We start from the raw sequence: 22947 nt of genomic DNA on the forward strand, positions 1-22947 counted from the left end.
ACCGGGGATGCGCTGGAAGCCGGGCGTCTGGACATGGCCAAGGCCCGCGTCATCTGCGAGGTCACCGAGCACCTGCCGCCGGAGACGGCCGGTCGAGTGGAGTCCGCGGCGCTGGAGAAGGCGCCCGAGCAGACCACCGGGCAGCTGCGCCGCCGGATCAAGCGGATCGCGCAGCGCCTGGCACCCGAGGCGATCGAAGAACGCAAACGGGAAGCGTTGCGGCAACGGCGGCTGGAGGTGTGGGACACCCCGTCCGGCACCTCCGATCTCGCGCTGTGCGACCTGGCCCCTGAGGACGCCCACGCCATCCACAACAAGATCACCGCCGCCGCGCGCGGCATCAAGGCCGACGGCGACACCCGCCCACTGAACGCCATCCGCGCCGACCTGGCCACCCAACTTCTGCACGGGGCCCAGCTTCCCGACGCCGTCCGTACCCTGTTGACCCAGACCCGCGACAACCCCGACACCGACCCCGTCCGTCCCGTCGGCGGCGGGACCGCCGACACCATCTCTATGCCCCAGAGCCCGCGAACCGGCGCGACGATCAACGTCGCCAGCCCCAAGCCCGCGAAGCCCGGGAAGGCCGCGAGCGCCGACCACCTCCACGGCGATCTGCCTGGTGGTCACGGCGATTTGCCTGGTGATCCGGGTGCTGCCGATACCGGCATCGCCGCCCTCGCCGACGAGGTGGACCAGCGCCTGAACCATGTGCGCGGACGCGTCGACCCCCGCGACCTGCCGCACGCCATCCGGCAGACCGCCCGGAACATCCACGGCCAGCTCGCACAAGCCCGCGCCACCGCCTGCCAAGGTGACGATGACATCCACGGCCGACTCGTCTACCGGCCACCCGCCGCGATGCGGCGAGAGATCGAGGCGCGTCATGCCACCTGTGTGTTCCCGACCTGTAACCAGCCCTCGCACCGGTGCGACCTGGATCACACCGTCCCCTGGCAGCCGGGGGTTACCTGCCACTGCAACCTCGCGCCGCTGTGCAGACGCCACCACAGACTGAAGCAGCGCACCGACTGGAGACTTTTCCAGATCTGGGCCGGACTGCTGATCTGGATCACACCGTCCGGAGCCTGGTACATCGTCCGCCCCGACCGGCAGTGATCCCCGGGAACGGCTAGGGAGCGGTCAGAGATCGAGCGTGCCTGCCTTGGCTCGCGCAACCAGCCCGGCGAAGGCACCCTGCTCGATGGTGAGGTGGCCCGTGTCCGGGTCCTTGCTGTCGCGGATGCCGATGAGGCCGCACGCCTGCGCCACTTCCACGCACTGGCCGCTCGCTCCTCCGCTGTGACTGCTCTTGCGCCAGTGGGCGGATGAGAAATTGATCGTCTTCTTCACATTTCCCCCGACGCCTTGCGGATTGCGGCCTGCGAGTCCTCGGCGTTCAGGGCCTTGGATTTGATCAACTCAAACAGTATGCCAAGTTCGGCGACATATCCGTCATCGTCGATCAGACGGCCACGGGCACCTGCGGATTCGGCGTAGCCCGTATCCGGCTCTCCTGCGGAGGACAAGATCATGAAGGCTCCCTCCGGGCACAGTTCGGCGTCGTCCGGTACTACGTGGATGTGGACGTGAGGCAGCTCCGAGAGCGTCGGCAGGTGCTCGAGCTGAGCGCGCATGACCTCTGGGCCGCCGAACGAACGGCGTAGTACCGATGCGTCGAGGAGTGCGCTGATCACCAGCGGGTTGTCTCGCTTCAGGACCTCCTGCCGCTCCATCCGCGCGGCGATGAGGCTTTCCAGCTTCTCGGGCTGCTGGAGCCCGCCCGCAGGACGGCGCGTGCGTACTCTTCCGTCTGGAAAAGTCCGGTGATCACGAAGTTCTCGTAGAGTTTGATCATCCCAGCCTCGGCCTCGGCGTCGATGAACTCGGGGAAGCCGGCGGGGAGGCCGGTCTCCTCGATGACGCGGGGGTACAGGGCCTCGAAGTACTGGATCAGGCCGAAGACCTCGTCCAGATTCTGGCAGACCTTGAAGGTCGGGAGGCGGGTGCACAGCTCGATCCCGCTGACGAGGCTGCCGGATATGTGGATTTTCGCACCAAGGGCGGGCTGTGACCAGCCCTTTTCCTCTCGGTGTCGCTTGAGGTGAAAAGCGAAAAATGCTCGCGCCGATTCTGACGGGGCCGGGGTCCTCTCTATCTGCACAGGGCCTTGTGCGGCCTCTGGATCGCTTGTGGGGATCGATCTATGGCCGAGAGTAATCGGTGGGTCCGACGATTGGAGGGCAAAGGCAGTTTCCGCACGACAAAGAAGTCGATCATGAAAATCGTTGAATGGTGCGCCGCCGGCGATCGGCTGGGGGCGTGAATCATGGGAGCCCACGAACGGCGGTCCGGCGAACCTGTACTGCCGCCGCCCTCGGATGAGCCGGACCCCGGCGACCGTCCGGAGACGCCGATCCCGCAGCGCGAGCGGGTCATCTTCCTGGCGCGGCTCGCTCGGTTGTTCGTGCCGGCCACGGGACTGGTGACGGCGTTCACCGCCCTGGACGGCTACCCCGTGCTCGACGTGCTCACGCTGGAGGCCCCCGGGCGGGCGGCGACGGTCGGCTGTCGGAAGTGTTGCGCGGCCACGCCTGCACGGCGACGAGGACCGGCGGGCGGCTTCGAGTCACTATGGGGCGGAGTCGCGCGGGGTGAAGATCGAATGCCATCCGCGTCCCGGCGCAGGGGGCCGGTGGTGGTTCACGTGGGGCGGCGGCATATGGATGTGCGAGGGCGACCACGTGACCGAGGCCCTGGTGCAGGTCAAGACGGCGCTGCGCCGGGTGGCGCCCTGACCGAGACGAGAAGCGCGCCCCCGTCCGGAGGGACGGGGGAGTGGGCGGTCCGTACCCACGCCGTGTTTGGTGGCTGGTTTCCCATGTTGGACTCAATATTTACCAGCTAGATCTGTATTAATATCGTGGAGTCCAGCGCTGGCCGCCGGAGGCGGCCGGGGCACCGGCTGAACGCGGCATCGAGGTTGCGGCATGGAGATCGAGTCACTGGCGATGGCCCTTGAGCGGGAGCATCGCGAGATCGACGCGGGGATCGAGGCGTTCACGGCCGGGGGGCGGGACCGGGAGCCGCTGGCGCGTGCCGTCCGTGCGCTGCGCCGCCACATCTACCTCGAAGAGGAATTCCTGTTCCCCGCTCTGCACGCGGCGGGGCTGATGGCTCCGGTCCTCGTCATGCTGCGCGAGCACGGGGAGATGTGGGCGACGCTCGACGCGCTCGATGGCGAGCCGGAGGCCGATGCCGCGATCGTGCTGTGCCGGCGGCTGACCGTCCAGCTCCTGCACCACAACCTGAAGGAGGAGAAGATCCTCTACCCGGAGCTTGATCGGGTGGTGCCGGAGCCGCAGGGCGAGCGGCTGCGGGCCTTCCTTGAATCCGGCGAGATGCCCGCGGAATGGGTGTGCGTGCGGGCCCGGAAATGACCGGATGGGGAGCAGCGGGGGAGAGGAAGGGCGTCATCGGCAGCGCTCCTGTGCCTGAGTTGGGGTAATTTTTCCTCTTTTGTCTGATTGCGGAGAGAGTGGGGCGGGGTACTGCTGCGGGTAACTCCCGCCGGGAGGGGCCTGGTGGGTCATCGATACCACGGGTGCGCGGGGTGCAGGATGTGCCGTGGCCCGACCGGGGGAGGCCTGATGACGGCCACGGTTCTGGAATCCATGCGGACGGCGCTGCGCGGCCCGGTGGTCGGTCCGCAGGACTCGGAGTACGGCCGGACCCGCGCGATCTACAACGCGATGATCGACAGATGTCCGGCCGCCATCGTCTCGTGCGCCGACGCCGCGGACGTGGTGGCGGCGCTCGGCCTGATCCACGAGGTGGGCGCGGCGGCGGCCGTCCGGGGCGGCGGGCACAGCGGGTCCGGTCTGTGCCTGGTGGAGGGCGGCGTGACCGTCGACCTGTCGCCCATGCGCTGGGTGCGGGTCGACCCGGACGCGCGCACGGCCGAGGTCGGCGGGGGAAGCCTGCTGAGCGACCTCGACCACGCGGCCCACGGGTTCGGGCTGGCGACACCTGCGGGAATCGTCTCGACGACGGGGGTCGGCGGTCTCACGCTCGGGGGCGGCCACGGCCACCTGACCCGCAAGTACGGCCTCACAGTGGACAATCTGCTCGCCGCCGATGTCATCCTGGCGGACGGCACGTGGGTCACCGCGTCCGAGTCGCGGAACTCCGACCTGTTCTGGGCGCTCCGCGGCGGAGGCGGGAACTTCGGCGTCGTCACCTCGTTCACCTACCGGCTTCACCCCGTGGACACGGTCGGGGTCGGCCTCACCGCATGGCCGGTCGACGCCACCCGCGAGATCCTCGAGTGGTACCGCGACTTCCTGCCGCAGGCTCCAGACGACCTGAGCGGCTTCTTCGCCGTCCTCGTGATCCCTCCCGCGCCGCCGTTCCCCGAGGAACTCCACGGGAAGAAGATGTGCGCCGTCGTCTGGTGCCACACCGGCGATCCGGACGAGTTGGAGGGCATCCTCGCGGCGGCGGGCGCGCCCGGCCCGCCGGCCTTCCAGTTCACCAGCCCGATGCCTTATCCGATGCTCCAGTCCATGTTCGACGGCCTCCTGCCGACCGGTCTCCAGTGGTACTGGCGGGGTGACTTCTTCGACCGCATCACCGACGAGGCCATCGAGGTGCACCACAGGTACGGCGCCGAGATCCCGACAGCCCTGTCCACCATGCACCTGTACCCGATCGACGGCGCGGCCGGCCGGGTGGGGAAGGACGACACCGCCTGGAGCTACCGGGACGCCACCTGGTCCGGCATCTATGCGGGCATCGACCCCGACCCCGCGAACGCCGAGACCATCCGGCGGTGGAGCGTGGACTACTGGGAGGAACTCCACCCGTACTCGATGGGCGGTGCCTACGTGAACTTCCTCGGCGCGGACGAGGGCCAGGAGAGGGTCCGGGCCACCTACCGAGACCACTACGACCGGCTCGCTCAGATCAAGGCGAAGTACGATCCCGACAACTTCTTCCGGGCGAACCAGAACATCGCCCCGGCCGCGCCCGGCTGACGGCCTGTCCGGGTGCTCAGGCGATCTCGATGAATCCGAGGTGGTCGTAGAGGCGGCGGGCGCGGCGGTTGCGGCGGGTCACGGCCAGGGAGAGGGTGTCGTGGTCCTGCTCGGCGAGGGCGTGCATGGTCGCCTTGACCAGGGCCCGGCCCAGGCCCTGGCCGGCGCAGGACGGGGCGGTGAAGAGGAACGCCAGTAGCGGCTCCTCCTTGTAGAGGGTGACCAGGGTGGCGCCCACAGGACGGCCGTCGTGGTCGGCGACGAATGAGGCGTAGCGAAGGAAGGCGCCGTACTCGCCGTTCAGGGTGAGCTGGATTTCGTGCGCCGCGCCCACGAGGTCGCCTACGTCGGCCTCGTCGGCGGTGCCGCGGTAGGCGGCCCACATGGCGGCGGCGAGCGGCGGGACGTCGGCGTCGCTGAACGGCCGGAGGCCGGGCGCGGGCGGAGGCGTGGCGCCGAGGTTGACCTGGAGGCGGCTGCGCACGGGCGCACCGAATGTCCCGGATGTCATGGTTTCGAGTCTAGGTGGCGCCCCCGGGCCGGGCCCGGGGGCACCCGCGGCGTCAGCGCTTGTAGCGGCGGCCGTGGATCATGTTGATCATGCCGAGGACGCGGGCCATCTCCTTCTCGGTGCGGGCGAACGTGGTGAGGTTCAGCGTCGCGAACCGCTGCCGGGTGATGGCCTTCGGGCGGGTGAACTCGCGCAGCCCGTCCGCGCCGTGGATGCGGCCGAACCCGGACTCGCCGACGCCGCCGAACGGCAGGGCGGCGACCTGGGCGAACGCGGCGAAGGCGTTGATGGAGGTCATCCCGGACCGCATCCGCCGGGCGATGTCCAGCGCGCGGGACTTGTCGCCGGAGAAGATCGTCCCGGCGAGGCCGTAGCTGGTCCGGTTGGCCTTCTCGACGGCCTCGTCGAGGTCCTTGACGCGGTGGACGGTGATCGTCGGCCCGAACGTCTCTTCGCAGACGGCGGACGAGTCGTCCGGCACGTCGGTCAGCACGACCGGCTCCACGTACGGCTTCCGCACCGACTCCGCGCCGCCGACGACGGCCTTGCCGCCCCTGGCCAGGGCGTCCTTGATGTGCCGTTCGATGATGTCGAGCTGCGAGGGCATGGTGATCGGGCCGTAGGCGGCCTCGCGGTCGAAGCCGGGACGCAGCTCGGAGGCCTTCTCGGTGAGCTTGCCGAGGAACTTGTCGTACGCGTCGTCCACGACGTAGATGCGCTCGACGCCGATGCAGGTCTGGCCCGCGTTCGACATGGCGCCCCACAGCGCCGCGTCGGCGGCGGCGTCGAGGTCGGCGTCGGAGTCGACGATGCAGGCGTCCTTGCCGCCGCACTCGGCGACGATCGGGGTGAGGTTCTCCGCGCAGGCCGCCATTACGCGCTTGGCGGTGCGGGCCGAGCCGGTGAAGGCGATCTTGTCGACGTGCGGGGACGAGGCGAGCGCCGCGCCCGTCTCGCCGAGGCCGGTGACCGTCTGCAGGACGGGGTGCTCGGGGATCACGGCGTCGAACAGTTCGGCGAGGAGTTCGCCGACGCCCGGGGTGTACTCGGACGGCTTGAACACGACGGCGTTCCCGGCGGCGAGCGCGTAGGCGATCGAGCCCATCGGGGTGAAGATCGGGTAGTTCCACGGGCCGATGACGCCGACGACGCCGAGCGGCTGGTACTCCAGCACGCACTTCTGGTTCATCGCCATGAGGCCGGGGTAGACGCTGCGCGGTCCGAGGATCTTCTGCGCGTTGCGGGCGGCCCAGTCCAGGTGGGTGATCGCCATGATCGTCTCAAGCTGGGCGTCCTGCACCGGCTTGCCGGTCTCCTGGTGGATGAGCTCGGCCATCCGGTTCAGGTTGCGGGCGAGCGACCCCTTGACGTTGAGCAGCCGGAGCCGGCGCTCCTTCCAGCCGAGGGCGCGCCACCACTCGGCGGCCTCCCGGGCTCGCTCGATCGCCGCGGCCACGGCGGCACCGTCCTGGACGGGGTGCTCGGCGACGACCTCGCCGGTGGCGGGGTTCAGTGACGCGAACGTCTCGGCGCTCTCCGTGGCCACGGACATGGGGAACCTCCCGGGAGGAGCCTGGTAAGTGATTGCTTGCGCGATGTACCGGCTAGTAAACCACCCTAAGCCCGCTGCGGGGAGTCGGGGATCCAGCTTCCGTGGAATCCGGCCGGCACGCGCCGCGGCAGGTGGACGGTCGCGGTGTGCGAGAGGTCCGACGCGTCCAGCACCACGAGCTCGGAACCGGAGCCGGCGGAGACGATCGACAGCAGCCAGCCGTCGTCCTCCGCGCGGGCGCCCGCAGCGGGCACGAACACCGCCTCGCCGACGTGCGCGCCGTCCCCGCAGTCGCGGACCGACGCGCCGCCGCGCAGGTCGTACTTCACGATCGAGTGCCCGCCGACCGTGTAGAGGTAGCGGTGCTCCAGGCCCGTCCGGGTGTCGTCGTGGGTCGGGAACTCCACGTTCCGGTCGTCGAGCTGCTCCCCGGTCGCGTTCCCGGTGGCCGGGTCCAGGGTCCAGCGATGCAGGTGGGCGCTCTCCGACTGCGCCGCCTCGGTGGCCGGGTCCACGGCGCCGCCGATCCCGCCCCAGAGGGGGACGAAGGTCTCCGGACGGTAGCGCGCCGCGTCCAGCACCACCCGCCCGGCCGCGTCCTCGTGCGCGTTGCCGACGTGGAACACGTAGCAGGGGTCGACCTCGAACCAGCGGACGCCGCCGGACCCGTCCCGCCGCATCACGCCGAGCCGGGCGCCGTACCCGTCGTCCCACCGGTACGGCAGGCCCGACGAGCCGGACAGCGCCATGTCCAGGTCGAACACCACCGGCAGGTCGAGCCAGACGACATGGTTCTCGGTGATCGCGAAGTCGTGCATCATCGTCGGGCCGGGCACCTCGACCTCGCGGCTCTCGACGAGCGTCCCGTCCGCGGACAGCCGGTGGAAGGTCAGGTAGGGCGGGAACACACCGTAGCCGAAGAACAGCAGGTCGCCGGTGACCGGATCCTCCTTGGGGTGCGCGGTCATCGCGGTGGTGAGCCGGCCGCCGAAGTCGCACGGGCCGGCGGTCTCCAGCTCAGGGGTCACCTCGTAGGGGAAGCCGCCCTCCACCAGCGCCCAGATCCGGCCCGCGTGCGGGACGACGTGCGTGTTCGCCTGCACCGAGCGCCGGTCGAACGTGTAGTCGTCGCGGACGTAGGGAGTTCCCTTGGTGAACACGTCCGTCCGGACCCAGCGGTTGCGGTACCACTCGGCGCGGCCGTCCCGCAGCCGGACGCCGTGGATCATCCCGTGCCCGGTGAACCAGTGCCGGCTCGGCTTGCCCGGCTTCGGATTCGGGCCGTTGCGGAAGTACCGGCCGGTCAGCTCGGCCGGGAGCGTGCCGGTGACGCGCAGGTCGTAGGCGTCGATCTCGTCGGGGACGGGCGCGAGGGGGCCCTCCATCCAGGCGGCCGGCTTGTCACTGACGTTCTCGCTCATGGCGGTGGCCCTTTCGAAGTCGGCGGGCGGACGGCCGAGGCGTCAGTTCTGCCACCACAGGAAGAGGGTGTGCCCGAGCTGGATCGGGTGGTTGATCGCCTCGTTGACGCTGAAGGGGAATTTACCCAGTCCGAGCGCGTCGGTGATGTAGAAGATGACGTTGAAGAATCCCTCGTTGATCGGGCCCAGCCACAGCAGCGCGATCAGGATGAGGAAGACGTAGCCGCCGTAGGGGCTCACCCGCTCGACGAAGTGCCGCGGCAGGTACGGCTCGATGATCCCGAAGCCGTCCAGGCCGGGAATCGGCAGCAGGTTCAGGATCGCGGCGGTGACCTGGAGGAACGCCAGGAACGCCAGCCCGGACCAGAACAGCGCGTGGTCCTTGTCGGCGAAGTTCTTGAAGATCACCGCCAGCATGACGGCGAACAGCGCGTTCGACAGCGGGCCCGCCGCCGAGATCAGGCTGTGCCGCAGCCTTCCGCGGATCGCGTGCCGGTCGATCCACACGGCGCCGCCGGGCAGGCCGATCCCGCCGAGGACGATGAACACCAGCGGGATGAGGAAGCTCAGCACGACGTCGGAGTACTTCAGCGGGTTCAGCGTGAGGTAGCCCTTGGCGAGGACGCTCCGGTCGCCCGACCGGTAGGCCGTGTAGGCGTGCCCGAACTCGTGCAGCGACAGCGACAGGACCCACGCCGCGATCACGAACCCGAACAGCGCGATCCGTCCGGGCCTCTCCAGGATCATCCCGTACCGCCAGGCGATCAGGCCGCACAGCACGGTCGCCGCCACGACCGCGAGGAAGACCGGGCTCGGCCGGACGGCCGCGCTTCCCCGCGCCTCGTGTGCAGTCCCGTTCATCGTTCCCGGCCCCTCTCGCGCACGATCTTCCTACGGAAACTACCTGCTCGCCGGAGTCACGGCGCCGCGATGACCGGAACGACATAGGTGCGCAGGAAGCGGCGCAGCCCGTCGGCGTCCCGGTCCCGGTCCATCACGATCAGCGAGGTGATGATGCGGAAGAGGAACTCGACCGCTCCCTCCACCTCGATGTCGGCGCGCAGCGTCCGCTGGCGCTGCGCCTGCTCGAAGTGGGGCCGGACGTAGTCGCAGCACAGCGCGAGGACGTGCTCGACCGCCCCCGCCACCGCCGCCTGCATGTGGCCGGCCGCCTCCGGGACGAGGAAATGCGCGATGGTCGGCTCGCCGCGGACGTACTCGACCGCGTCCAGCGTGCCCTCGACGATCGCCTCCGGCACCGACCGCTCCCGGCGCAGCCGCTCGGCGAGCCGGTCCAGGAACCGCTGCAGGTCGCGCACCACCACGGCGAGGATCAGCTCGTCCCGCCCGCCGGTGACGCTCCGGTACACCGTCGCCCGCGACAGCTTCGCGGTGGCCGCGATGTCCTCGACCGTCGTCTTGGCGACGCCGAACCGGCCGAAGCACTCTTCGGCCGCGTCGATGATCCGCTCGCGCGTCGCGTCGGTGGTGACGGGGGCCATGCCCGAACATTACCGGCCGCCCGGCGGCGCTCAATCCAACGTGTACTCCAGTGACCAGGTGTGCGAGCCGTCCTCGGCGACGGTGATCTGGCCGAGGCCGCGGATGCCCGCGAGCTCGCCGGTCCCGGACGTCGGGACGATCAGCCAGCGCAGCCACTGGGTGTCGGGCGTCCCGTCCTCGCTGCCCGCGCTGTGCTGCAGCACGAACGTCCCCTCCCGGCCGTGCAGGATCCCCTGGACGCGCTCGACCGCCACGTACGCGGCGGGCCCGGCGGACGTCTCCACGCTGATCAGCTCGGTGGTGCTCGTCCCGACGAGGTCGCCGTGGAAGGTCTTGCCGACGTGGACGCGGGTCAGCTTGGCGCCGTCCCGCTCCTCGTAGGGCTTCTCGGAGTCCCACGCCTCGATGTCGAAGCTGCCGCTGGCTTGAAACGTCATGCCCGACATGATGCCCGTCACGTCCGACGGACGGGAACGTTCAGAAGAGGCTGCCTTGTGCTCGATGCCGCACGGGGCGTCGCACACGTGGGAAGGGTCAGAAGAGGGTGCCTTCATGTTCGATGCCGCGCAGGGCGTCGTAGTCGAGGGTGACGCAGTCGATGCCCCGGTCGGTGGCGAGGACGCGGGCCTGCGGCTTGATCTCCTGGGCCGCGAAGACGCCGCGGACGGGCGCGAGGTGGGGGTCCCGGTTGAGCAGCTCCAGGTACCTGGTCAGCTGCTCGACGCCGTCGATCTCGCCGCGCCGCTTGATCTCGATGGCGACCGTGGCGCTGGCGGCGTCCCGGCACAGGATGTCGACCGGGCCGATCGCGGTGGGGAACTCCCGGCGGATCAGCGTGTAGCCGTCCCCGAGGGTGGTGATGTGCTCGGCGAGCAGCTCCTGGAGGTGCGCCTCGACGCCGTCCTTCTGCAGGCCCGGGTCGATCCCCAGCTCGTGGCTGGTGTCGTGCAGGATCTCCTCGATGGTGAGGATGAGCCGTTCGCCCGACTTGCCGTGCGTGACCGTCCAGCGCGCGACGGCGCCGTTCTCCTCGTAGCTCTCCTCCCGCAGCGAGCAGGGCGGGTTCATCCAGTTGAGCGGCTTGAAGGCGCGGTCGTCGGCATGGATGCTCACGCTCCCGTCCGCCTTGATCAGGATCAGGCGGGGGGCCATCGGCAGGTGGGCGGTGAGCTTGCCGGCGTAGTCGACGCTGCAGCGGGCGATAACGAGACGCACGCTGCCTCACCTTAGTGCGGCCACCTGCCCGCTACAGGCGAGACCCGCATACCGGCGGCGCTCGTCGTGGTCGGCGGGCAGGCCGGGACGCGGTGCGGCGGGCCGCCGCTCGTCATGCCGCGATATTGCCGTGACGGGTGTGCCTCTAAGGCGCTGGGAATGGCGGAGATAAGGCGTGCTGCTGATGTGGCGGCGGGGCCCTTAGAACGAGTCTTTTGGATGTCGGGTCGTGCCGAGTGACCCGGAACATTCGGGGAGGGGCCGTGTTCCACCACGACATCATGCAGTCGATCATGCACGAGCGGGGCCGCGAGTTGCGGGCGCGGGCCGCGGCCGAGCGGGACGCGCGGCTGGTGCGCCGGGCCAGGGAGTTCTGGGCCGACCGCGCCGAGCGGTTCGCCGTGAGGCGGAAGGTCCAGAGCACCTGCCGCCGGGGAGCGGCGCCGGTTGGATGAGCCGCCCCGGGCGTTTGGCAAATGAAAACCTTTGTCAAGCCTGGAATTCTCCGGACGCCGTGATTAGCGTCGGCGAGTGGGTGTTCATCCTCCATCGGCGAAAGGACCCCGCACATGTCCCTCGACGTGACTCCGGAACTGCTCGAAACGGCGCAGAAGGGCGAGGTCGGCGACGCGGCCTTCGTCGAGTGCATCAGGACGTCCCTCCCGTACGCGTGGGACATGATCAGCGGCCTGGTGGCCAGGCTCCAGGTGGACGGCGGCGACTTCGCCGACAACCTGACCCCGCCACCGGACGAGCAGGCCCGCGGCCAGCTGCTCCGCGTCCTCGCGAGCGACGCCATGCGGTCCACGCTGGAGCGCTACTTCGGCGTGAAGCTGGCCTTCCAGAACTGCCACCGCGTCGCCGTCTTCCCGGCGGGCGAATCCGCCGCCCACCGGACGTTCGTGACGGTCCGCGAGCAGATCCTCAACCAGTCTCCCGAACTCCGCGACTGCTGACCCCGTCCGTGAGCTTGCGGCGCGCCGATCCATTCGGGCGTGCCGCACGCTCATGTCGCGGCGCGGACCTCGGGGAGGACGTCGGCACCCAGGCGGGCGATGTTCTCCAGGGTGGCGGAACGGGAACCGGCGGCTTCCACCAGCAGGATCAGGTGCCTGATCCCCGTCCGCTCGACCGTGGTCACGAGGGACTCGACGCAGTCGTCCGGTGAGCCGACGGGGTGGATGTCGCACATGCGGCGCGTGTAGCCGACGGGGTCGGGGGAGGGGCGCGGACGGTCGTCCACGGTGACGTATCCCTCCAGGCCGGGGGCGAGCCAGCGCGGCATCTCGTCCAGCAGGGTCTTGACGGCCTCTTCGCGCGTGCCGGCGACCTGGGCGACGTGGGTGGAGATGTGCGGGAGGTCGGGACGGCCGTGGCGGCCGACCGCGGCGGCCTTCTCGCCGGCGTCCACGTGCATGCCGAGCAGCATCGGCAGGCCGCGCTCCGCCGCGAGCGCCTCGGTCGAGGGGGACGTGCAGGCAACCGTCACAGGCGGTCGGGCAAGTGCGCGCGGGACGACCGGCACCTCACGGAACCGGAAGTGTTCCCCCTCCCAAGAGACACGCTCAGAGTCCAACCAGGTAAGAAGCAGATCCAGGGACTCGGCGAAGCCGTGGTCGTAGCGGGGGAGGCCGGTGCCGAAGACTTCCAGATCGCGCCACGGCCCGCCGCGCCCGACGCCCAGCCGGAAACGGCCGCCGGACAGCAGCGACAGCATCGCCGCCTCCTCGGCCAGCGCCACCGGATGCCGGGTGGAAAGGACGCTCACCGCGGTCCCGACGTCGATCCGTTCGGTGACGGCCAGCAGATGCCCCGCCAGAAGCGTCGCGGACGGGACCACCCCGTACGACATGAAGTGGTGCTCGGCCAGCCACACGTCGTCGAACCCGGCGCGCTCGGCGGCGACGGCGGCCTCGACGGTGCGGGACAGGGCGGCGGCGTCGCCCTGACCGGGGAAACGGGTCGTGAGGAGGAAGATTCCGAGGCGCACGTACCCGTCGTACCCGGCATCGAGGGCACCCGCGCCCTCTGCAAGACTGCCAACCATGACTGAGGGTTCGTTCAGCAGGGTCGGGGTCGTCGGACTGGGCACCATGGGCGCGGGCATCGCCGAGGTGCTGGCGCGCGGCGGCCTCGCGGTCGTCGGCATCGAGGTGAACCAGGACGCGCTGGAGCGCGGGCGCGGGCACCTGGAGGGCTCGACCGGACGGGCCGTCAAGCGCGGGAAGCTCACCGAGGACGCGCAGCGCGAGATCCTCGGCCGGGTCGAGCTGTCCACCGACTTCGCCGACCTCGGCGACTGCGACCTCGTCATCGAGGCCGTCCCCGAGCGGCTCGACCTGAAGCGCAAGGTGTTCGCCGAGCTGGACCGGGTCTGCCGGGACGACGCCGTCCTCGCCACCAACACCTCGTCGCTGTCGGTCACCGACATCGCGGTCACCACCGGCCGCCCCACCAAGATCGTCGGCGTGCACTTCTTCAATCCGGCGCCGGTGATGAAGCTGGTCGAGGTCATCGCGACCGTCCTGACCGAGCCGGACGCCGTGGCCCGCGTCGCCGGCCTGGTGCAGGGCCTCGGCAAGACCCCGGTCACGATCGGCGACCGCGCCGGGTTCGTCGCCAACCGCCTGCTGTTCGGCTACCTGAACCAGGCCGCCGGGATGCTGGAGTCGGGGCACGCGACCCGCGACGACATCGACGCCGCGATGAAGCAGGGCGCCGGGCTGCCGATGGGCCCGTTCACCCTCATGGACCTGATCGGCCTCGACACCTGCCTCGAGGTGCTGGACGCGATCTACGCCGAGTCGCGCGACCGCCGCCACGCCGCCTCCCCGGTCCTGCGCGAACTCGTCACCGCCGGCCTGCTCGGCCGTAAGACCGGCCGCGGCTTCCACTCCTACGACGCCTCCGCGAGCGCCGCGCCGGAGGCGGCGGCCGAAGGGGAGCCGCCGGTCGTCGGCATCGTCGGCGTCGGCCCGCTCGCCGACGCGATCGCCGCGCTGTGCGACCGCGCGGGCGTCCAGATCCGCGACTCGGCCGCCGACCTCGCCGGCTGCGACCTGGTCATCGAGGCGGCGGAGGACGCCGAGGCCGCCCGGGCGCTGCTGTCGGCCGCCGCGCAGGCCGCCAAGCCGGACGCGGTGCTGGCCGTCACGTCCGTGGACGGCTCGGTGATCGAGCAGGCCATGGCCACCGGACGTCCCGCCGACGTCGTCGGGCTGCACCTGCCCGACCCGGCCGGGACGCTCGCCGAGATCGCCGCCACCGTCGCGACCGGCCCGGACGTCGCAGACCGCGCCGCGAACCTGCTCGCCCGGCTCGGCCTCACCGCCGTCCGCTGCCGCGACCGCGCCGGGTTCATCGTGGACGCCCTGCGCTTCCCGTACCTGAACGACGCCGCCGCGATGCTCGGCGCCGGATACGCCGACGCCGACTCGATCGACGCCGCGATGACGCTCGGCTGCGGCTACCCGAGCGGCCCGATCGCCGACCTCGACCGCCTCGGCCTGCCCCGGGCCGTCACCGTCCTGCGCGCCCTGCACGCCGAAACCCGCGAGCCCGCCCTGTCGCCGACCCCGCTCCTCGTCGAGCACGTGACCGCGGGAAGCCCGCTGCGCTGACCGTCCTGCACCGCCGCCGCCAACCCGATGAATATCCTCGAAGCATGAGCCCCCGGAAGAACCGCCGAACCGGTGCTGGACGTCCGCCGCAGGGCGGCGGCGGGTCGTGGGCTCCGCAGACCGAGGAGGGGCCGGACGGCGAGTGGATCGTCCGCCCGATCGCCGGGGCCGCCGCCACCAAGGCCTACCGGTGCCCCGGATGCGACCAGGAGATCCCGCCGGGCGCCGCGCACGTCGTCGCCTGGCGGGCCGGGGACGGCGGCGACGACCGGCGGCACTGGCACCGTCCCTGCTGGCAGGCCCGGGGCAGACGGTCCCCGCGCGTCCTGCGGTCCCGCAACGCCCCGCGCTACTAAGGAGAGACATGGCGGAGATCAGGGCGGCGACGGTGCTGCCGGCGCGGCGCGAGGAGATCACGCTGCACACCTCCGACGGCCTGGAGCTGGTCGGGGAACTGGCGCTGCCGCCGGAGCGGCCGCCGGTCGCGACGCTGGTCTGCCTGCATCCGCTGCCCACGGCCGAGGGCATGATGGACAGCCACGTCCTGCGCAAAGCGTCCTACCGGCTGCCCGCGCTCGCCGATCTCGCCGTGCTGCGGTTCAACACGCGCGGGACGACGTCGGCGCGCGGCACGAGCCAGGGCGAGTTCGGCGAGGGCGAGACCGAGCGGTTCGACGTGGCCGCGGCGCTGGAGTACACCGAGTACCACGACCTGCCGCGGCCGTGGCTGCTCGGCTGGTCGTTCGGCACCGAACTGGCGCTCAAGTGGGGGCGGGACCCGCTCGTCGAGGGCACGATCCTGCTGTCGCCGCCGCTGAAACGGGCCGGGGACGCCGACCTGGACGCGTGGGGCGCCGACGGACGGCCCGTGGTGGCGCTCGTGCCGGAGTTCGACGACTACCTGCGTCCGGCGGAGGCGCGGGAGCGGTTCAAGCGCGTCCCGCAGGCCGAGGTGGTCGCGGTGGACAACGCCAAGCATCTCTGGGTGGGCGAGCCGTACGTCCGGATCGTCCTGAACGAGATCGTCCGGCGGGTCGCACCGGCCGCCTTCCCGCTCCCCACCGAATGGGACGAACCGGACAGATAAACTCTCGCGGCCGATCGCGGCCACTCCCGTCCCACCGGACGCGCTCGCGGGTGACCATTGGCCAATGACGGTGCAGCTGTATGCCAGGGATGTCGGTTCCGGCACGCCGCTCGTCCTGGTGCACGCGTTCCCGCTCTCCTCGGCGATGTGGCTGGCCCAGCGGGAGGGCCTCGCGAGCCGGTTCCGCGTCATCACCCCCGACCTGCGCGGTTTCGGCGGCTCGGTGCTCGGCGACGACGAGCCCTCGGTCGACACGATGGCCGACGACCTCGCCCGCATGTTCCGCAACCTCGGCGTCCGGCGCGCCGTCGTCGGCGGCCTGTCCATGGGCGGGTACGTCGCGATGGCGCTGTGCCGCCGCCACCCCGAACTGGTGCTCGGCCTCGTGCTCGCCGCCACCCGTGCCTCCGCCGACACCGGACCCGTCCGGGAGACCCGGCTCCGGCAGGCCGAACGGCTCGAACGCGACCGCAGCCCGCGGGTCCTGGTGGACGAGGTGCTGCCCGGACTCGTCGGGCCCACCACCTACCGGCAGCGCGCGCTGATCTACGGGCGCGTCCGCGGCCTCGTCCAGGCGACGCCGCCGCTGGCCGCCGCGTGGGCGCAGCGCGCCATGGCCGCCCGCCCGGACGCGTTCGACACCCTGCGCGGCCTGCGGGCGCCCGCTCTCGTCATGATCGGGGACGAGGACGCCCTCGCCACCGAGGACGAGGCCCGCGCCATGGCGGACGCGCTGCCGAACGCCGAGCTGCTGGTCATCCCGCGCGCCGGGCACCTGTGCGCGGTCGAGCAGCCGGACCTGTTCAACCAGGCGGTGGCGGAGTTCGCCGCCGCCCTCGCCAGGACCGCCCGCTGAGCCACCGGACGTGCCGCCCGCCGGGCCGTCGGACGCGCCGCCGGACGGGCTAGAGCGTCTCCTGGCGCGGCATGACGATCTCCCGGATCAGCAGCGAGATCGCCGCCGCCGTCGGGATCGCCAGCAGCGCGCCGACCACGCCGAGCAGCGCCGCGCCGACGAGGGCCGCGACGATCGTCACCGCGGGCTGCACGTCCACCGTCCGCTTCATGACGCGCGGGTAGACCAGGTAGTTCTCGACCTGCTGGTACACCACGTAGAAGATCGCGCAGACGATGAGGTCGGTCGTGGTCCCGGTGAGGAACGCGACCAGGCACACGATCACCGCGCCGATCGTGGCGCCGATCAGCGGTATCAGGTCGGTCACCGCGACGATCAGCGCCAGCGCGAGCGCGTACTTCACCCCGAGGATCGACAGGAAGATGTAGGAGGACACGCCCGCGATGAACGCGATCGTGAACTGCCCGGCGACGTATCCGCCGATCCGGTCGAGGATCTCGTCGCCGAGCAGGGCGACCCGGGCCCTGCGGGAGCGCGGCGCGAGCTGGTAGAAGAACGTCTTGATCTGCGGCAGCGAGCTGAGGAAGTACAGCGTCAGGATCAGGATCGTGATCGTCTGGAAGATGCCGTTGACGGCGACCTTGCCGATGCCGGTGGCGGTGTCGGTGAGGGTCTTCTGGAAGTCCTCGCCGGTCACCGTCTTCTCGGCGCGGTCGAGCAGCCCGTAGCGCTTGTCCCACTCGGCGAGGGTCTTGTTGTCCTGCAACTGCGTGACGTACTCGGGGATGTTGTGCCGCAGCTCGGTGACCTGCTCGGACACCGGCTGGACGAGCGAGGCGACGAACCCCGCGAAGAACAGGATCACCAGCAGGAACACCGACGCGACCGCGGCGCCGCGCGGGAACCCGAACCTGCGCAGCCGCTCCACCGCCGGGTTGAGGCCGACCGCGAGGAACATCGCGACGATGATCATCACGATGACGGACTTGGCGTTCGTGGCGGTCTTCACCAGCATCCAGGCGGTGATGACGCCGAGGGCGGCGGTGAAGCCGAACACGAACGGGTGGGCGCGGCCGAGCGGCTCGCCCGGCCGGCCGAACGGGAACCGGTGGTCAACGCCCGCCTCGCGGCGGCGCTGCTCGACGTCGTGCGCCGGGTCGGGGGCGCCGGGCTCGGCCGGCACCTGCTCGGCGACCTTCGTCGCCGGAAGGGTGACCGGGGTGCCGGTCGCCGGGTCGCGTTCCCCCACGGGCTCGTCCGTCCCCTCGGGCGTCAGCGCACCGCTCGGCGCGAAGCCCTCGCCCCGGGTCTCGCCTTCGGCCTCGCGGTCGCCGGTTCCGCTACTGGTCTTGCCATTCGTCTTGCCGCTGGTCTCGCCTGCGCCGTCGTGGTCGTCGGCGGGCGGGGCGGGAGCGGGGACCGCGGGGTCGCCCGCGGGCCGTCCCGGGCCGGGCACCGCCTCCGGCCCGTCCTCGCGGGAGGTCTCGTCGGGCACGCCGCTCTCCTCGTTCGTCGGTCTGCTGAGACGAAGGAAAGCCTAGAGGCGTTCACCGCCTCTAGGCTTTCCCCGACGCCTATCTCAGGAACTCACTCCTGCCACCAGTCCTCGTCGTCCTCTTCGGACTTGCGGGCCGGCTTGGCGGGCGCGGCCTTCGCGACCGGCTGCGGCTGCTTCGGCTGGGCCGGGGCGGGCTTGGGCTCGGCCGCCGGGATCGCGGGCTTCTCCGCGGGCGCGGCCAGCTCGGGCTCGCCGCCCATCGTCGGCGCGACGCCGCCGATGAGCTGGCGCAGCTGGTTGAGGTGGCTGGTGATGCTGTCGCGCTGCCGGGTGAGCTCGTCGACCTGCCGCTGCGCCGCCGTCCGGACGCGGTCGGCCTCGGACTTGGTCTCGGCGAGCAGCTGCTCGGCCTGCGACTTCGCCTCGGCGATCACGTTGTCGGAGTTCTTGCGGGCGTTGGCCATGAGCTGCTTGGCGTGCGAGTCGGCCTCGCGCCGGGTCTGCTCGGCCTGCTGGGTCGCCTTCCCGGCCCGCTGCTCGGCGGACGCGGCGCGCTGCTCGGCCTCGGCGACCAGCTTCTGGGTGGCGGCCTGCGCGGCGGAGTGCCGCTCGGCGTCCTGCCGGTCGGCCTCCTCGCGGCGGGCGGCCAGCTGGATCTCGAACTCGGCCTCGGCCTGGGCGCGCTGGGCCTCGCTCTCCTCCAGGATGCGCTGGGCCTGCGCGCGCATCTCGTCGGCCTGCCGCTTGGCCGTGGTGAGGATCTCGTCGCGCTCGCGCTTGGTGGACGCGCGCAGCTGCGCGACCTCGCGCTCGGTCGTGGTCCGCAGCTTGGCGATCTCGCGCTCGGCGCCGGCCCGCTTCTCGGCGACCTCGTGGTCGGCGGTGGCGCGGAGCTTGGCGACCTCGCGCTCGGTGGTCGAGGTCAGCTCGTCGGCCTCGCGGTGGGCGGAGGTGCGCACCTCCTCGGCCTCGCGCTCGGCCGCGCCCCGCATGTCGTCGCCCTCGCGCTGGGCGTTGGCGCGCAGTTCGGCGGCGTCGTTCTCGGCGTTGGCGCGCTGCTCGGCGGCGTCGACCTTGGCCGCGGCCTTGATCTCGTTCGCCTCGGAGCGGGCCGCCTGGACGAGCTCGGTCGCCTGCTCCTCGGCGAGCCGGAGCAGCTGCTCGATGCGGGCGCCGAGACCGGAGTAGGTGGGACGTTCCTGCTCCTGCAGCTGACGATGGGCGTCCGACAGCTCCCGCTGCAGGGCCTGGGTCTGCTCGCGGGTCTGCCGGACCTCGTTGTCGAGCTGCTTGATGTGCTCGTCGACCTGGTGCCGGTCGTAGCCGCGAAGCACCACGTCGAACTCGCGCGGGGGCGTGTCTTCAAAGAAGTTGCTGAGCTGGGCGTCGATGTCGGACTGCATGTGGCTCAATCCTGATGTGACGGGGCTACGGGTGGTTCCGGGGACCGGTTGATCGCCTGACATGAACGGGCGCAGTGCCCCAGACCTCTTCCGGCGAATGAAGCGTACTCCGGACACTGCCGTGTTGGGGGCTCATCTTGACGCGCTGCGTGGAATGTCCGGTTTGTTGTTGTGTTCGGGCGTGCCACAGGTGCCCAGGTGCGAGGGGGCAAATGCACCAGATGTGTCTGAATGATCACAGAGCGGCGGTCAATGCCCCGCCGCCCGCGACCGTGATATCGAACACGTCACGATCCGGTCGCGCCCGCGCCGCGCCCGGATCGGAAGATCATTCCGCCTCGCGGCGCTTCTGCACGAGCTCGGTGAGCACGCCGTGGCAGTCCTTCGGGTGCAAAAAGTTGATCAAGGATCCCATGGATCCGTTGCGCGGCGCGTCGTACAGCACCCGCACGCCCTTGCCCGCGATGCCGGCGGCCTCGTCCGCGACCGTCCCGTCCGTCCCGAACGCGATGTGGTGGACGCCCTCGCCGTTCTTCGCCAGCCACTTGGCGACCGCCGAGTCGTCCCGGATCGGCTCGATCAGCTGCAGGTAGCTCGCCGCCCCGTCCCCGGTCTCGTTGATCTTGAGCATGCACTCCCGGACGCCCTGCTCCTCGTTCACCTCGAAATGCGCGTCGGTGAAACCGTAGGTCGCCTTGTAGAACTCGACCGTCGCGTCGAGGTCATGACAGGCGATGCCGATGTGGTCGATACGGGTCAGCATGGGCTTTCTCCCTACTCGGGCGGCCAGGCGGGGGCGAACGGAACCGAACGACGTTCCCCTGGGTATGGTGGCAAACGTCGCCGCAGCACCACCCTGGAGGGGCCCCTCATGACCGCAACGTCCGTGATCGTCGCAGGTGCGCGCACCCCCATCGGACGCCTGATGGGCTCGCTGAAGGACTTCTCCGCGGCCGACCTCGGGGCGCACGCGATCAAGGCGGCGCTGGAGCGGGCCGGGGTGGCCGGAGACCAGGTGCAGTACGTGATCCTCGGCCAGGTGCTCCAGGCCGGCGCGGGGCAGATCCCGTCCCGGCAGGCGGCGGTCAAGGCGGGCATCCCGATGAACGTCCCGTCGATCACGATCAACAAGGTGTGCCTGTCCGGGCTGGACGCGATCGCCCTCGCCGACCAGCTGATCCGGGCGGGCGAGTTCGACATCGTCGTGGCGGGCGGCATGGAGTCGATGACCCAGGCCCCGCACCTGCTGCCGAAGTCGCGCGGCGGTTACAAGTACGGCTCCGTCGAGGTCCTCGACCACATGGCCTACGACGCGCTCACCGACGCCTTCGACGGCATCGCCATGGGCGAGTCGACCGAGAGCCACAACGCCAAGCTCGGCATCTCCCGCGAGGAGCAGGACGAGTTCTCCGCCCGCTCCCACCAGCGCGCCGCCGCGGCCATCAAGAACGGCGTGCTCGACGAAGAGATCGCCCCGATCGAGATCCCGCAGCGCAAGGGCGACCCGATCGTGTTCGCCAAGGACGAGGGCGTGCGCGGCGACACCACCACCGAGGGCCTGGCCAGGCTGCGTCCGGCGTTCAGCAAGGACGGCACCATCACCGCCGGCTCGTCCTCGCAGATCTCCGACGGCGCCGCGGCCGTCGTCGTCATGTCCAAGGCCAAGGCCGAGGAACTGGGCCTGACCTGGCTCGCCGAGATCGGCGCGCACGGCAACGTCGCGGGGCCCGACAACTCGCTCCAGTCGCAGCCGTCCAACGCGATCCGGCACGCCCTCGGCAAGGAGGGCCTGACGGTCGACGACCTCGACGTCATCGAGATCAACGAGGCGTTCGCGTCCGTCGGCATCCAGTCGATGCGCGACCTCGGCGTCGGCCCCGAGAAGGTCAACGTCAACGGCGGCGCCATCGCGCTCGGCCACCCGGTCGGCATGTCCGGCGCCCGCATCGCCCTGCACCTCGCCTACGAGCTGAAGCGCCGCGGCGGAGGCACGGGCGCCGCCGCGCTGTGCGGCGGCGGCGGGCAGGGCGACGCGCTCATCCTCCGCGTCCCCACCGCGTAACGCTCACCGGGCGCTCGCAACGCTCACTGGGCGCTGGACTGCTGGACGACGACGGTCGTGAAGCCCAGCGCCTTGAGCATGTTCTCCAGCATCGTCTTCGTGTTGGCGTCGGCGCGTTCCTTCAGGCCGCTCTGCTGCGCGGCGGTCTGGATCTTCTGGGACGCGACGACGTAGAGCTGCTGCTGGTTGTTCGGGTTGCTGCTGAAGAAATCGCCGAAGCGGTCGATGAGGCCGCGTTCGGTGGCGTAGACGTAACTGGTCTTCGTGTCCAGGTTGGTCTTCTCCAGCTGGGCGCGCGGGAGCGTGATCGTCGCGGACGTCCGGTTCTCGTTGACCTTGACGGCGCCCGAGCCGAGGCCGGAGAGGTCCACGTAGGCGTCGACGGTGCCGTTGCCGACGAACAGCGTGCGCTTGCCGCGCAGCGACCCGGGCAGGAACTTGGCGTCCTTCTCCAGGTCCACGACGACCTGGAAGCTGCCGCTCGCCGCCTCGTAGCGGTGCAGGTCGCGGATCGACTTCAGCAGGACGGGCCCGCTGCGGTCCTTCGTCTCCTCGGCGAACGGGTTCAGCCAGTGCGGCAGCCCGCGCAGCGCCTGCTGCGCCACCAGGACCAGCGCGATGGTCGCGACGACCAGCACGACGGGGGTGAGCAGACCGCGCCGGGGGGGTCTGGGGGGTGCGTCGGTCTTCGGTTCGGAGCGAGCCATGCACATGACATTCCCGGCATGTCCCCCTCATACCTGCCGGGCCGGTGAGGTCGGCGTGGGATCTGTGTGATCAAGGCCATACGGCGCACCGAAACCCCGGGTGTGGACGGTCCGTTGTCGGGGCGTGGACATGATCCGTGTTTTCCGGCTCGCCTCCGTCGCCGAGGCGATCTCGTTCCTGCTCCTGCTGCTCGTCGCGATGCCGCTGAAGTACGGCGCCGACGCGCCGGTGGGCGTCCATCTGATGGGGCCGCTGCACGGAGTCCTGTTCATGGCCTACATCGGCCTGGTCTTCCTCGTCCGCGAGCAGCTCGGCTGGGACCTCAAGCGCACGGTCCTGGCCCTCGGCGCCGCCGTCCTCCCGGTGGCCCCGTTCCTCGTGGAGCGTCACTGGACCCGGCCCGCGACGCCCGCCGCCGAGCCGGAGCCGGCCGGACGGGCCTGAAGCTCTGCGTGACCGCGGCCGGCTGGGGGTG

25 protein-coding genes and 1 pseudogene are annotated in these 22947 nt (G+C 70.8%); 12 read left to right on the forward strand and 14 right to left on the reverse strand.

The annotated features are described in order from the left end of the window. The coding region (locus SM418_RS30370) for an HNH endonuclease signature motif containing protein (RefSeq protein WP_371944673.1) at window positions 1–1119 on the forward strand (1119 nt) is incomplete at its 5' end. A gap of 24 nt (window positions 1120–1143) precedes the next feature. Here the strand turns inward: SM418_RS30370 and SM418_RS30375 are convergent. Both SM418_RS30375 and SM418_RS38045 read right to left on the reverse strand, forming a co-directional pair. After that, window positions 1144–1353 (reverse strand): DUF397 domain-containing protein, encoded by a 210-nt coding sequence (locus SM418_RS30375; RefSeq protein WP_371944675.1) that lies wholly within the window; start codon window positions 1351–1353, stop codon window positions 1144–1146. Beyond that, window positions 1350–1858, reverse strand: a pseudogene (locus SM418_RS38045) (DUF5753 domain-containing protein). The gene SM418_RS30375 and the pseudogene SM418_RS38045 overlap by 4 nt, the downstream one beginning before the upstream one ends. A gap of 796 nt (window positions 1859–2654) precedes the next feature. Between SM418_RS38045 and SM418_RS30385 the strand changes: the two are divergent. The 3 genes from SM418_RS30385 (at window position 2655) to SM418_RS30395 (ending at window position 5036) form a co-directional block, all read left to right on the forward strand. Beyond that, a complete protein-coding gene (locus SM418_RS30385) occupies window positions 2655–2798 on the forward strand; it encodes a hypothetical protein (RefSeq protein ID WP_371944676.1) in 144 nt (47 codons plus the stop codon). A gap of 192 nt (window positions 2799–2990) precedes the next feature. After that, window positions 2991–3440: a hemerythrin domain-containing protein gene (locus SM418_RS30390; RefSeq protein ID WP_371944677.1), complete on the forward strand. Its 450-nt coding sequence runs from the start codon at window positions 2991–2993 to the stop codon at window positions 3438–3440. Window positions 3441–3650: 210 nt separating this feature from the next. Further along, window positions 3651–5036 (forward strand): FAD-binding oxidoreductase, encoded by a 1386-nt coding sequence (locus SM418_RS30395; protein WP_371944678.1) that lies wholly within the window; start codon window positions 3651–3653, stop codon window positions 5034–5036. Between the two features lie 16 nt (window positions 5037–5052). Here the strand turns inward: SM418_RS30395 and SM418_RS30400 are convergent, their stop codons facing one another. The 7 genes from SM418_RS30400 to nucS form a co-directional block, all read right to left on the reverse strand. Further along, a complete protein-coding gene (locus tag SM418_RS30400; protein ID WP_371944679.1) occupies window positions 5053–5547 on the reverse strand; it encodes a GNAT family N-acetyltransferase in 495 nt (164 codons plus the stop codon). A gap of 52 nt (window positions 5548–5599) precedes the next feature. After that, window positions 5600–7099: an aldehyde dehydrogenase family protein gene (locus SM418_RS30405; RefSeq protein ID WP_371944680.1), complete on the reverse strand. Its 1500-nt coding sequence runs from the start codon at window positions 7097–7099 to the stop codon at window positions 5600–5602. A 65-nt stretch (window positions 7100–7164) separates the two neighbouring features. Beyond that, window positions 7165–8520 carry a carotenoid oxygenase family protein gene (locus SM418_RS30410; protein WP_371944681.1) on the reverse strand — a complete coding sequence of 452 codons (1356 nt, stop codon included), beginning with the start codon at window positions 8518–8520 and terminating at the stop codon, window positions 7165–7167. A 42-nt stretch (window positions 8521–8562) separates the two neighbouring features. Then, window positions 8563–9381: a site-2 protease family protein gene (locus tag SM418_RS30415; RefSeq protein WP_371944683.1), complete on the reverse strand. Its 819-nt coding sequence runs from the start codon at window positions 9379–9381 to the stop codon at window positions 8563–8565. A 56-nt stretch (window positions 9382–9437) separates the two neighbouring features. Further along, the gene (locus SM418_RS30420) at window positions 9438–10022 is read right to left on the reverse strand and encodes a TetR/AcrR family transcriptional regulator (protein WP_371944684.1); all 585 of its coding nucleotides are present in this window, start codon (window positions 10020–10022) and stop codon (window positions 9438–9440) included. A gap of 30 nt (window positions 10023–10052) precedes the next feature. Next, window positions 10053–10460, reverse strand: coding sequence for a DUF3224 domain-containing protein (locus SM418_RS30425; protein ID WP_371944685.1), 408 nt, complete (start codon window positions 10458–10460; stop codon window positions 10053–10055). Between the two features lie 97 nt (window positions 10461–10557). Further along, window positions 10558–11238 carry an endonuclease NucS gene (gene nucS, locus SM418_RS30430; RefSeq protein ID WP_371944686.1) on the reverse strand — a complete coding sequence of 227 codons (681 nt, stop codon included), beginning with the start codon at window positions 11236–11238 and terminating at the stop codon, window positions 10558–10560. Window positions 11239–11501: 263 nt separating this feature from the next. Between nucS and SM418_RS30435 the strand changes: the two genes are divergently transcribed. Together SM418_RS30435 and SM418_RS30440 are read left to right on the forward strand one after the other, a co-directional pair. After that, entirely contained in the window at window positions 11502–11693 is a 192-nt protein-coding gene (locus tag SM418_RS30435; RefSeq protein ID WP_371944687.1) for a hypothetical protein, read from the forward strand. Window positions 11694–11807: 114 nt separating this feature from the next. Beyond that, complete coding sequence (locus SM418_RS30440; RefSeq protein WP_371944689.1) at window positions 11808–12194, forward strand: SCO5389 family protein; 387 nt, start codon at window positions 11808–11810, stop codon at window positions 12192–12194. Window positions 12195–12244: 50 nt separating this feature from the next. Here the strand turns inward: SM418_RS30440 and SM418_RS30445 are convergent, their stop codons facing one another. Continuing rightward, window positions 12245–13228 carry an LLM class flavin-dependent oxidoreductase gene (locus SM418_RS30445; RefSeq protein WP_371944691.1) on the reverse strand — a complete coding sequence of 328 codons (984 nt, stop codon included), beginning with the start codon at window positions 13226–13228 and terminating at the stop codon, window positions 12245–12247. Between the two features lie 55 nt (window positions 13229–13283). Between SM418_RS30445 and SM418_RS30450 the strand changes: the two genes are divergently transcribed. From SM418_RS30450 to SM418_RS30465, 4 genes are all read left to right on the forward strand, one after another. Further along, window positions 13284–14858: a 3-hydroxyacyl-CoA dehydrogenase family protein gene (locus SM418_RS30450; protein ID WP_371944692.1), complete on the forward strand. Its 1575-nt coding sequence runs from the start codon at window positions 13284–13286 to the stop codon at window positions 14856–14858. A gap of 44 nt (window positions 14859–14902) precedes the next feature. After that, window positions 14903–15214, forward strand: a complete 312-nt coding sequence (locus tag SM418_RS30455; RefSeq protein WP_371944693.1) for an Rv1322 family protein — start codon at window positions 14903–14905, stop codon at window positions 15212–15214. 8 nt (window positions 15215–15222) lie between these two features. Beyond that, window positions 15223–15945 carry an alpha/beta hydrolase gene (locus SM418_RS30460; RefSeq protein WP_371944695.1) on the forward strand — a complete coding sequence of 241 codons (723 nt, stop codon included), beginning with the start codon at window positions 15223–15225 and terminating at the stop codon, window positions 15943–15945. Window positions 15946–16009: 64 nt separating this feature from the next. Then, complete coding sequence (locus SM418_RS30465; protein WP_371944696.1) at window positions 16010–16801, forward strand: alpha/beta fold hydrolase; 792 nt, start codon at window positions 16010–16012, stop codon at window positions 16799–16801. A 49-nt stretch (window positions 16802–16850) separates the two neighbouring features. Here SM418_RS30465 and SM418_RS30470 read toward each other — a convergent pair whose 3' ends face one another. The 3 genes from SM418_RS30470 to mce all read right to left on the reverse strand — a co-directional run bounded on the left by SM418_RS30470 (window position 16851) and on the right by mce (window position 20465). Continuing rightward, window positions 16851–18296 carry an AI-2E family transporter gene (locus SM418_RS30470; protein WP_371944697.1) on the reverse strand — a complete coding sequence of 482 codons (1446 nt, stop codon included), beginning with the start codon at window positions 18294–18296 and terminating at the stop codon, window positions 16851–16853. Between the two features lie 92 nt (window positions 18297–18388). Beyond that, complete coding sequence (locus SM418_RS30475; protein WP_371944698.1) at window positions 18389–19702, reverse strand: DivIVA domain-containing protein; 1314 nt, start codon at window positions 19700–19702, stop codon at window positions 18389–18391. A 328-nt stretch (window positions 19703–20030) separates the two neighbouring features. After that, window positions 20031–20465: a methylmalonyl-CoA epimerase gene (gene mce / locus SM418_RS30480; protein WP_371944700.1), complete on the reverse strand. Its 435-nt coding sequence runs from the start codon at window positions 20463–20465 to the stop codon at window positions 20031–20033. A gap of 108 nt (window positions 20466–20573) precedes the next feature. Between mce and SM418_RS30485 the strand changes: the two genes are divergently transcribed. Beyond that, window positions 20574–21764 carry an acetyl-CoA C-acetyltransferase gene (locus tag SM418_RS30485; RefSeq protein WP_371944701.1) on the forward strand — a complete coding sequence of 397 codons (1191 nt, stop codon included), beginning with the start codon at window positions 20574–20576 and terminating at the stop codon, window positions 21762–21764. A 23-nt stretch (window positions 21765–21787) separates the two neighbouring features. On the opposite strand, the gene SM418_RS30490 is transcribed toward SM418_RS30485, so the two are convergent. Further along, window positions 21788–22471 (reverse strand): DUF4230 domain-containing protein, encoded by a 684-nt coding sequence (locus SM418_RS30490; protein WP_371944703.1) that lies wholly within the window; start codon window positions 22469–22471, stop codon window positions 21788–21790. A 130-nt stretch (window positions 22472–22601) separates the two neighbouring features. Here SM418_RS30490 and SM418_RS30495 point away from each other — a divergent pair, with 130 nt between their 5' ends. Next, window positions 22602–22916, forward strand: coding sequence for a DUF3817 domain-containing protein (locus tag SM418_RS30495; RefSeq protein ID WP_371944704.1), 315 nt, complete (start codon window positions 22602–22604; stop codon window positions 22914–22916). Window positions 22917–22947 lie beyond the last annotated feature (31 nt).

The sequence above is a fragment of the Actinomadura chokoriensis genome (assembly GCF_041463665.1).
Lineage (GTDB): Bacteria > Actinomycetota > Actinomycetes > Streptosporangiales > Streptosporangiaceae > Spirillospora > Spirillospora chokoriensis_A.